An 8776-nucleotide genomic window follows, 5' to 3' on the forward strand; every position below is an offset into this window, starting at 1 on the left:
CGTCGCCGCCCGCCCCGGCGCCTGCCGAATGAGCGGCCAGGCCCGCGTGCTCGCCCCGTGGGAGTGGATCGGCGCGCCGATGCTGCAATGCATGGCCCTGACCATCCTGTTCGCGGTGTCGCTGAAGGTGTTCGGGCTGCAGCCGCCAGAGCCGGTGTTCGCCATGTGGCCAGTGTTCGCCTGGGCGATGATCCGCCCCTCGATCCTGGCGCCGTTCGCCGTGTTGTTGCTGGGCCTGTTCCTCGACGCCTTCTGGGGCGGGCCGACGGGTTTGTGGGCTGTGTCGCTGCTGGTCGCCTATGGCGTGGTGCTGGCGGCGCGCAACATGATGGTCGGGCAGAGCCAGCCTATGATGCTGTTCTGGTATGCCAGTGTGACGGCGCTGGCGTTCGGTGCGGGCTACCTGATCAGCGCGGTGAAGACCCAAACCTATCCGAGCCTGGTGGCGGTGGGTTGGCAATTCCTCGCCACAATCGTGCTCTACCCGTTAGCCAACCGGTTGATCGACAGATTCGAGGACGCCGATGTCCGGTTCCGCTAAGGGGCGCCGGCCATGAGCCAGCCATCGATCTTCTTCGCCGAGGTCAACGAAAAGCAGGGCGCGTTCCACCGGCGTGCGTTCCTCATGGGCGGGTTCGCGGGCGTGAGCCTGTTGGCCCTTGGCGGGCGGCTGGCCTACCTCCAGATCTCGCAAGCCGAGCGTTATGAGAAGCTGTCGGCGTCCAACCAGTTCAACTTCCGGCTCACCCCGCCGCCGCGCGGTCTGATCGTCGATCGCAACGGCGTGGTGCTGGCGTCCAACCGGCCGAACTTCCGCCTGCTGGTGGCGCGCGACGAGCAGTTGGACGCTCAGGCGACGCTGAAGGTGCTGGCGAATTTCGTACCGCTGGACGCGGCGCGTCAGGAACGGCTGGTGAAGGAAATCGCGCGCACGCCGCGCCGGGTGCCGGTCTCGGTGATCGAGGACATGAGCTGGGACCAGTTCTCGGCGATCAATGTTCGTGCGCCGGAGCTGCGCGGCGTCACCGCCGACATGGGCGAGGTGCGGGTCTATCCCCACGGCGGCGCCTTCGCCCACGTGATCGGCTATGTGGCCAAGGTGAACCGCGAGGACCTGACGGCCACGGGGCCGAACTCCGACCCCATCCTGCTGCACCCGGGCTTCCGGATCGGCCGCCAGGGGGTGGAGAGCGCCTTCGACCAGGAACTCCGCGGCAAGCCCGGCGCGCGCAAGGTCGAGGTCGACGCCAACGGTCGCGAAGTGCGTCAGGACCCAGAAGGCGACATTCCAGCCACCGCCGGCAAGCAGATCCAGCTGACGCTGGACGCGGATGTGCAGAACCGCGCGCTGGAGGTGTTCGGCGAAGAGGCCGGCGCCGCCGTGGTGATCGACTGCCGCACCGGCGACCTGCTGTGCATGGTCTCGACGCCAAGCTTCGATGCGAACCGCTTCGTGCGGGGGCTGACGGGCGTGGAGTACCGGGCGCTGGCCAACTACGAGCGGCGGCCACTGCTGGACAAGGCGATGTCGGGGACCTACCCGCCGGGGTCGACCTTCAAGATGATGACCGCGCTGGCGGCGCTGGAAGCCGGAATCGATCCCGAGGAGCGCGTGGTGTGCGGCGGGAGCTGGCGGTTCGGCGGTCGATCCTGGGCGTGCTGGAAGCGTGGCGGCCACGGCCCGCAGAACCTCCACAACGCGATCAAGAACTCCTGCGACGTCTACTTCTACCAGATGTCGCTGCGCACCGGCCCGGACCGCATCGCCCAGGTGGCGCAGGCGTTCGGATTCGGCCAGGCGTTCGACATCGGCATCCCTGGCCAGAAGAAGGGGATCGTGCCGTCGACGGCCTGGAAGAAGAAATACTTCCGCAAACCTGAACTCCAACGCTGGTGGCCCGGCGAGACGCCGAGCTATGCGATCGGGCAGGGGGCGCTGGCGGTCAATCCGCTGCAGCTTGCGGTGATGACCGCCAGGTTGGCGAACGGACGCAAGGCGCTGAATCCACGCCTGATCCGCTCCATCGGAGGGGTGGAGACGCCGAGCGGGGCGGAGGCGCCCGACCTGCCGTTCAGCCAGGAGCACCTGGACATGGTGCGCGGCGGGATGGCGGCGGTGGCCAACGACGTCACCGGCACCGCCTATCGCGCCAGCCAGCTCGGCCTGGGCGAGATCAAGATGGCGGGCAAGACCGGCACGGCCCAGGCGCGGAGCTATGGGTCGGGCGGTCGCGGCAACGCCGGCATCGCCTGGCGGCTGCGCGACCATGCGTGGTTCGTGGCCTTCGCGCCGTTCGATGCGCCGCGCTATGCGATGTCGGTGCTGGTGCAGCACGGCACGGCCGGCGGCGGCGGGGCGGCGGTGGCCGCGCCCAAGGCGCGCGAGATCATGCGGGTGGTGCTGCTGAAGGATCCTGAGCTGCGGGCGCGCATCGAGCAGCCGCTGCCGATGCCGGCCATGCCGCATGAATGGGACGGCGAGGGCGAGGCGCCCGGCGAACCCACGATCGTGCCGCCATCGGAGCGACCCGCATGACCGTCAGCGCCCTGACCCGGCCCGGCGAACGCGACCGCCTGGTCGTCAAGCTGAGCGAGATCGACTGGTTTTTCTGCCTGGTGCTGTGCCTGATCGCCGGCGCCGGGGCGTTGATGCTGTTCTCGATAGCCGGATCGTCGTGGGAGCCTTGGGCGGCCAAGCACCTGATCCGCTTCGGGCTTTGCTTCGCACTGATGGTCGTGCTGGCGCTCGTCGACCTGCGGGTCTGGTTTGCGCTGGCCTATCCGATCTATGGACTGGGCCTGGTGCTGCTGGTGGCGGTGGAGGCCGTCGGCGACGTGTCGATGGGCGCGCAGCGGTGGCTGAACCTGGGCTTCGTTCGCCTGCAGCCGTCAGAGATCATGAAGATCGGCATCGTGCTGGCTCTGGCGCGCTTCTATCACGGCCTGTCGGGCAAGAACGCGCACCTTTCCTGGTGGCTGCTGATCCCGGCGATTCTGATCGCGGTTCCGGTTGCGCTGGTGATGCACCAGCCGGACCTCGGCACCGCCATGCTGATCGCGCTCACCGGCGTCGCGGTGGTGATCATGGCCGGACTATCGTGGCGGGTGATCCTGGCCGGCGTGGTCGCCGCCGCAATGGCCATCCCGCCGCTGGTGATGTTCGTGCTGCACGACTATCAGCGGAAGCGGGTGCTGACCTTCCTGAACCCCGAGAGCGATCCGTCCGGATCGGGCTACCACATCCTGCAGTCGAAGATCGCGCTGGGGTCCGGCGGCCTGCTGGGCAAGGGCTACGGACTGGGCTCGCAGAGCCAGCTCAACTTCCTGCCTGAGAAGCAGACCGACTTCATCTTCGCGACACTGGCGGAGGAATTCGGCTTCGTCGGCTGCGTGACGGTGCTGGCGCTCTATGCGGCGGTGATCTTCATGGCGCTCCGCACCTCGTACGTCGGCCACAGCCACTTCGGGCGACTAGGGGCGGCTGGGGTGACAGCGACGTTCACGCTCTATGTGCTGATCAACGGGGCGATGGTGATGGGCATGGCCCCGGTTGTGGGCGTGCCGATGCCGTTGTTGTCGTATGGCGGCACCGTGCTGCTGACGGTGATGATCGGCTTCGGCCTGGTGCAGGCTGTGCGCGTGCACCGATACTCGGAAGTCACCAGCGGCAAGGGCGCGCTGCTCTAGGTAACTGAGTAGGCTTGGTCGGTTGCGCGGACCAGAGCGTCTATCACGCCAGGTTCGGTCGAGGCGTGGCCCGCATCCCAGACCACCTCGAAGCGCGCCTCCGGCCAGGCGTTGCAGAGCCGCCAGGCGGCGTCCATCGGCGTCACCACGTCGAAGCGGCCCTGGACGATCCAGCCAGGGGTGCCGCGGATGGCGGCGATGTTCTTCAGCAACCAGCCGTCCTCGGCGAAGAAGCCCCGGTTGGCGAAGAAGTGGCATTCGATGCGGGCGAAGGCGATGGCGAAGTCGACCTCGTTGAACTTGGACGGACGCGCCTCCGGTCCGCGGATCGAGATGGTGTCGCCTTCCCACTGGCTCCAGGCGGAAGCCGCCTGCGCCTGAACGCGCCGGTCGGGATCGGTGAGGCGGCGATGGTAGGCGCCGATCATATCGCCACGCTCGTCTTCCGGGATGGGCGCACAGAAGCTCTCCCAGGCGTCCGGGAACAGCATCGAGGCCCCCTCCTGATAGAACCATCGCAACTCGCGCTCGGTGAGCAGGAAGACGCCGCGTAGGATCAGCGACTCGACACGGTCCGGGTGCTTGATGGCGTAGGCGAGCGCCAGCGTGGAGCCCCAGGAGCCGCCGAACACCGCCCATTTCTCGACGCCCAGGTGAATGCGCAGGCGCTCGATGTCTTCGATCAGCGACCAGGTGGTGTTGTCGTCCAGGCTGGCGTTGGGTCGCGAGCGTCCGCAGCCGCGCTGGTCGAACAGCACCATTCGCCAGCGGTCGGGATCGAAGAACCGGCGCATGGTGGGGTTGATGGCGCCGCCCGGGCCGCCATGGAGGATGATGCACGGCTTGCCGTCCCGCTTGCCGCACTGCTCGTAGAAGATCTCGTGCGGGCCGCCCGTCGGCAGCCACCCATAGTCGAATGGGGCGTTGTCGCGGAACAGGCTGCGTCGGGAGGCTTGCGAAGCGACCACCGGCGGGAAGAGCCTCCGTTCAATCGCGCTCAGCTTACTTCGGGACATACAGGGCGATCCAGTCGCGGGTAGCTCGTTGAACGCGCGAGCCGGCCGCAAAGGCGCGGACGATCGGACGGCTTCTTCGCACAGCGGATACGGCGAGAACACAAGCATGATCACGAGCAGCGGGGCGATCGCAACCGAACGCCTGGTGGCGGCGTCTCCAACGTCGGCGCGACCGATGGCGCTGGTGATCTTCCTGGCGTTGGTGAGCCGGTATGGCCTTGCGCACCCTGGCGTTGCTGAAGCGGCTTAGGCGCGAGGGCGATCGATCGCGGCGGCGGACCAGGCGAGCACCGCCCAGCCGCCGAGGAACAGAAGCCCGCCCAACGGCGTGACCGCCCCCAGCCACCGCGGTGCGCCGAACGCCATGGCGAAGAGCGAGCCGGAGAAGATCACCACACCAGGCAGGAACAGCGCCGGCGCGTGGCGGGCCCGGACGGCGCCCAGTTCGATAAAGACGGCGCAGGCGACGGTGGCCATGGCGTGCATGAAGGCGTAGCGCGAGCCGGTCTCCAGCAAGCCCCTAGCGTAAGGTTCGGCGACGCCGTGGGCGGCGAAGGCGCCGAAAGCCACCGACAGGAATCCGACCAGGGCCGCGAGGGTCATCCATACTCGCCGGTTCCAGGCCATCGCGTCAGGGCCTCAGGTCAGATGCCGGGATCGAAGCCGCCATCAAGGCGGAAGGCGATGAACTCGGCGGCCTCCTCGGGCGTCATAGCCGTGGTGTCGATGCGGATCTCGGGGTTCTCTGGCGGCTCGTAGGGCGAATCGATGCCGGTGAAGTTCTTGAGCTCGCCGGCGCGCGCCTTCTTGTAGAGGCCCTTGACGTCGCGCTCCTCGGCGAGTGCGAGGGGGGTGTCGACGAACACCTCCATGAACTCGCTTTCACCGACGAGTTCGCGGGCCATCCGTCGCTCTGCGCGGAACGGCGAGATGAAGGACACCAGCACGATCAGGCCGGCGTCGACCATCAGGCGAGCGATCTCGGCCACGCGGCGGATGTTCTCGACGCGATCGGCGTCGGTGAAGCCGAGGTCCTTGTTGAGGCCGTGACGGACGTTGTCGCCGTCCAGCAGATAGGTGTGGCGGCCGTTGGCGTGCAGGCGCTTCTCGACCAGGTCGGCGATCGTCGACTTGCCGGCGCCGGAGAGGCCGGTGAACCACACGACGCGGGCCTGCTGGCTTTTCTGGGAAGCGCGCGCCGCCTTGTCTACCGACAGCGCCTGCCAGTGGATGTTCTGGCTGCGACGCAGTGCGAAGTGCAGCATGCCCGCGCCGACCGTGCGGTTTGACAGCCGATCAACCAGGATGAAGCCGCCGAGGTCGTGGTTCTCGGAATAGGGGTCGAAGGCGATCGGCGCGTCGAGCGAGAGGTTGCAGACGCCGATTTCATTGAGCTCCAGCCGCTTGGCGGCGAGGTGCTCCATCGTGTTGACGTTGACCTTCCACTTCGGCTCGCTGACGCTGGCGCCGACGGTGCGCGCGCCGAGTTTCATCAGATAGGGCCGGCCCGGCAGCATCGCGTCGTCGTCCATCCACACCAGCGTCGCTTCGAACTGGTCGGCGACGGCGGGGGCGGCCTCGGCATGGGCCAGAATGTCGCCGCGGCTGACGTCGATCTCGTCGGCCAGGGTGATGGTGATCGATTGGCCGGCCACCGCGCGGGGCAAGTCGCCGTCCTGGGTGACGATGCGCGCGACCGTGCTTTCGCGACCCGAGGGCAGCACCTTCAGCCGGTCGCCGGGCGCGACGGAGCCGGAGGCGACGAAGCCGGAGAAGCCGCGGAAGTCCAGGTTCGGCCGGTTCACCCACTGCACCGGCATGCGGAACGGATCGGCGCGCAGATAGTCCTCGACCTCGATGGTCTCCAGGTGGCTCATCAACGTCGGTCCCTGGTGCCAGGGACTGTTGGGGCTGGGCTCGGTGATGTTGTCGCCGCGCAGGGCGGACATCGGGATGGCGGTGAAGTCCTTGATGCCGATCTGCTCGGCGAAGCCGCGGTACTCGGCGAGGATCTCGTCGAAGCGGTCCTTGGACCAGTCGACCAGATCCATCTTGTTGATCGCCAGCACCACGTGGCGGATGCCGAGCAGGCTGACGAGGTAGCTGTGGCGGCGCGTCTGGGTGAGCACGCCGCGGCGTGCGTCGATGAGGATCACGGCGGCGTCGGCGGTCGAAGCGCCGGTGACCATGTTGCGCGTGTATTGCTCGTGGCCCGGCGTGTCGGCGACGATGAACTTGCGCTTGTCGGTGGCGAAGAAGCGATAGGCGACGTCGATGGTGATGCCTTGCTCGCGCTCGGCGGCGAGGCCGTCGACCAGCAGGGCGAAGTCGATCTCGCCGCCCTGGGTGCCGACCTTCTTGGAATCGGCCTCGAGCGCGGCGAGCTGATCCTCGAAGATCATTTTCGAGTCGTAGAGCAGGCGGCCGATCAGCGTCGACTTGCCGTCGTCGACGGAGCCGCAGGTCAGGAACCGCAGCAGGCTCTTGACCTCGTGGGCCTTGAGGTAGGCGTCGATGTCCTGGGCGATCAGGTCGCTCTGGTGAGCCATCAGAAGTAGCCTTCCTGCTTCTTCTTCTCCATCGAGGCGGACTGGTCGTGGTCGATCTTGCGACCCTGGCGCTCAGACGTGGTGGTGAGCAGCATCTCCTGGATGATTTCGGGCAACGTCGCGGCCGTGCTCTCGACAGCGCCGGTGAGCGGATAGCAGCCGAGGGTGCGGAACCGCACGCTCTTCATCATCGGAACCTCGCCGGGCTCCAGGCGCATGCGGTCGTCGTCGACCATGATCAGCGCACCGTCCCGCTCGACCACCGGACGAACGGCGGAGAAGTACAGCGGCACGATGGGGATCTTCTCCAGGTAGATATATTGCCAGATGTCGAGCTCGGTCCAGTTGGAGATCGGGAACACGCGGACCGACTCGCCGGGATTTTTGCGCGCGTTGTAGAGCTTCCACAGCTCGGGCCGTTGGTTCTTGGGGTCCCAGCGGTGCTGGGCGGAGCGGAACGAGAAGATGCGCTCCTTGGCTCGGGACTTCTCCTCGTCGCGGCGTGCGCCGCCGAACGCCGCGTCGAAGCCGTACTTGTCGAGCGCCTGCTTCAGGCCCTCGGTCTTCCAGATGTCGGTGTGCAGGGCCGAGCCGTGGTCGAACGGATTGATGCCGCGAGCCTCGGCCTCGGGATTCTTGTGGACCAGCAGCTCGAAGCCGAGTTCGCGGGCCATGCGCTCGCGCATCTCGTACATGGCCTGGAACTTCCAGGTGGTGTCGACATGCAGCAGCGGGAACGGCGGCTTCGAGGGATAGAAGGCCTTCGCGGCCAGATGCAGCATCACGGCCGAATCTTTGCCGACCGAATACAGCATGACCGGGTTTTCGCACTCAGCGACCACCTCGCGCATGATGTGGATGCTTTCAGCTTCCAGACGCTGCAGATGCGTGAGTGCTGCCTGACCGGGGAGCGGCGTTACAGGAATGGCGGCCGGTGGCGCGGCGCGGGCGTCGATCAAGAGCGATCCTTGCACGGATGGGGGCGGAGACGCCGAAAAATGAAAAAAATCCGCCGCAGCAAAGCATGCTGCGCACGGACTGGCCCTTGGCCGGTGACTTAGTGGACGTGAGGGTCAAGCGCAAGCCGCCGGCCATGCGGTCGGCGATGAATAGATAGACCACATCGTGACCGAAAACCGCGAGTTGTGACGTCATAACGTCCGAAAACCGCGAGACATGCGCCGATCCGCGACCCATCCTGCGATGATGGATATGCAGACAGAAGCTTATCATCGAGCCTTCGTCACGCGCGACCCGCGCTTCGACGGGCGGGTGTTCGGCGGGGTCAAGACGACCGGCATCTACTGCCGGCCGATCTGCCCGGCTCGCACGGCCAAGCGTGAGAATGTGATCTATGTCCCGACCGCCGCCGCGGCCCAAGAGGCGGGGTTCCGGCCCTGCCTGCGTTGCCGGCCTGATGCGGCGCCGGACCTGGGCGCCTGGCGCGGAACGTCGAACACCGTGTCTCGCGCACTGGCGCTGATCGAGGCGGGCGCGCTCGACGGCGGCGACGTCGACGCCCTC

9 protein-coding genes are annotated in these 8776 nt (G+C 67.1%); 5 read left to right on the top strand and 4 right to left on the bottom strand.

The annotated features are described in order from the left end of the window. The first annotated feature begins 28 nt into the window (after positions 1-28). The 3 genes from Q8M88_RS13215 to rodA are packed head-to-tail and all read left to right on the top strand — an operon-like array spanning position 29 to position 3687. A complete protein-coding gene (locus tag Q8M88_RS13215; RefSeq protein WP_305597629.1) occupies positions 29-541 on the top strand; it encodes a hypothetical protein in 513 nt (170 codons plus the stop codon). A 12-nt stretch (positions 542-553) separates the two neighbouring features. Further along, positions 554-2536: a penicillin-binding protein 2 gene (mrdA, locus tag Q8M88_RS13220; protein WP_305597622.1), complete on the top strand. Its 1983-nt coding sequence runs from the start codon at positions 554-556 to the stop codon at positions 2534-2536. Beyond that, the gene (rodA, locus tag Q8M88_RS13225; RefSeq protein ID WP_305597623.1) at positions 2533-3687 is read left to right on the top strand and encodes a rod shape-determining protein RodA; all 1155 of its coding nucleotides are present in this window, start codon (positions 2533-2535) and stop codon (positions 3685-3687) included. The genes mrdA and rodA overlap by 4 nt, the downstream gene beginning before the upstream one ends. Here the strand turns inward: rodA and pip are convergent. Then, positions 3684-4703: a prolyl aminopeptidase gene (pip, locus tag Q8M88_RS13230; protein ID WP_305597624.1), complete on the bottom strand. Its 1020-nt coding sequence runs from the start codon at positions 4701-4703 to the stop codon at positions 3684-3686. The two genes, rodA and pip, sit on opposite strands and share 4 nt — an antisense overlap. Positions 4704-4809: 106 nt before the next feature. Between pip and Q8M88_RS13235 the strand changes: the two genes are divergently transcribed. Next, positions 4810-4953: a hypothetical protein gene (locus tag Q8M88_RS13235; RefSeq protein ID WP_305597625.1), complete on the top strand. Its 144-nt coding sequence runs from the start codon at positions 4810-4812 to the stop codon at positions 4951-4953. Here Q8M88_RS13235 and Q8M88_RS13240 read toward each other — a convergent pair. Genes Q8M88_RS13240 through cysD form a run of 3 tightly spaced genes read right to left on the bottom strand, consistent with a single transcriptional unit; the run spans position 4950 to position 8211 of the window. Next, entirely contained in the window at positions 4950-5306 is a 357-nt protein-coding gene (locus tag Q8M88_RS13240) for a DUF423 domain-containing protein (protein WP_305597626.1), read from the bottom strand. The genes Q8M88_RS13235 and Q8M88_RS13240 overlap by 4 nt on opposite strands. A gap of 41 nt (positions 5307-5347) precedes the next feature. Beyond that, positions 5348-7252, bottom strand: coding sequence for a sulfate adenylyltransferase subunit CysN (gene cysN / locus Q8M88_RS13245; protein ID WP_305597627.1), 1905 nt, complete (start codon positions 7250-7252; stop codon positions 5348-5350). Continuing rightward, a complete protein-coding gene (gene cysD, locus Q8M88_RS13250; protein ID WP_305597628.1) occupies positions 7252-8211 on the bottom strand; it encodes a sulfate adenylyltransferase subunit CysD in 960 nt (319 codons plus the stop codon). Before cysD ends, cysN begins: the two co-directional genes overlap by 1 nt. Positions 8212-8458: 247 nt before the next feature. Here cysD and Q8M88_RS13255 point away from each other — a divergent pair. Then, a partial coding sequence (locus Q8M88_RS13255) for an Ada metal-binding domain-containing protein (RefSeq protein ID WP_305597630.1) occupies positions 8459-8776 on the top strand: 318 nt, incomplete at its 3' end.

This window comes from Phenylobacterium sp., assembly GCF_030693805.1.
Classification (GTDB): Bacteria; Pseudomonadota; Alphaproteobacteria; order Caulobacterales; family Caulobacteraceae; genus Phenylobacterium.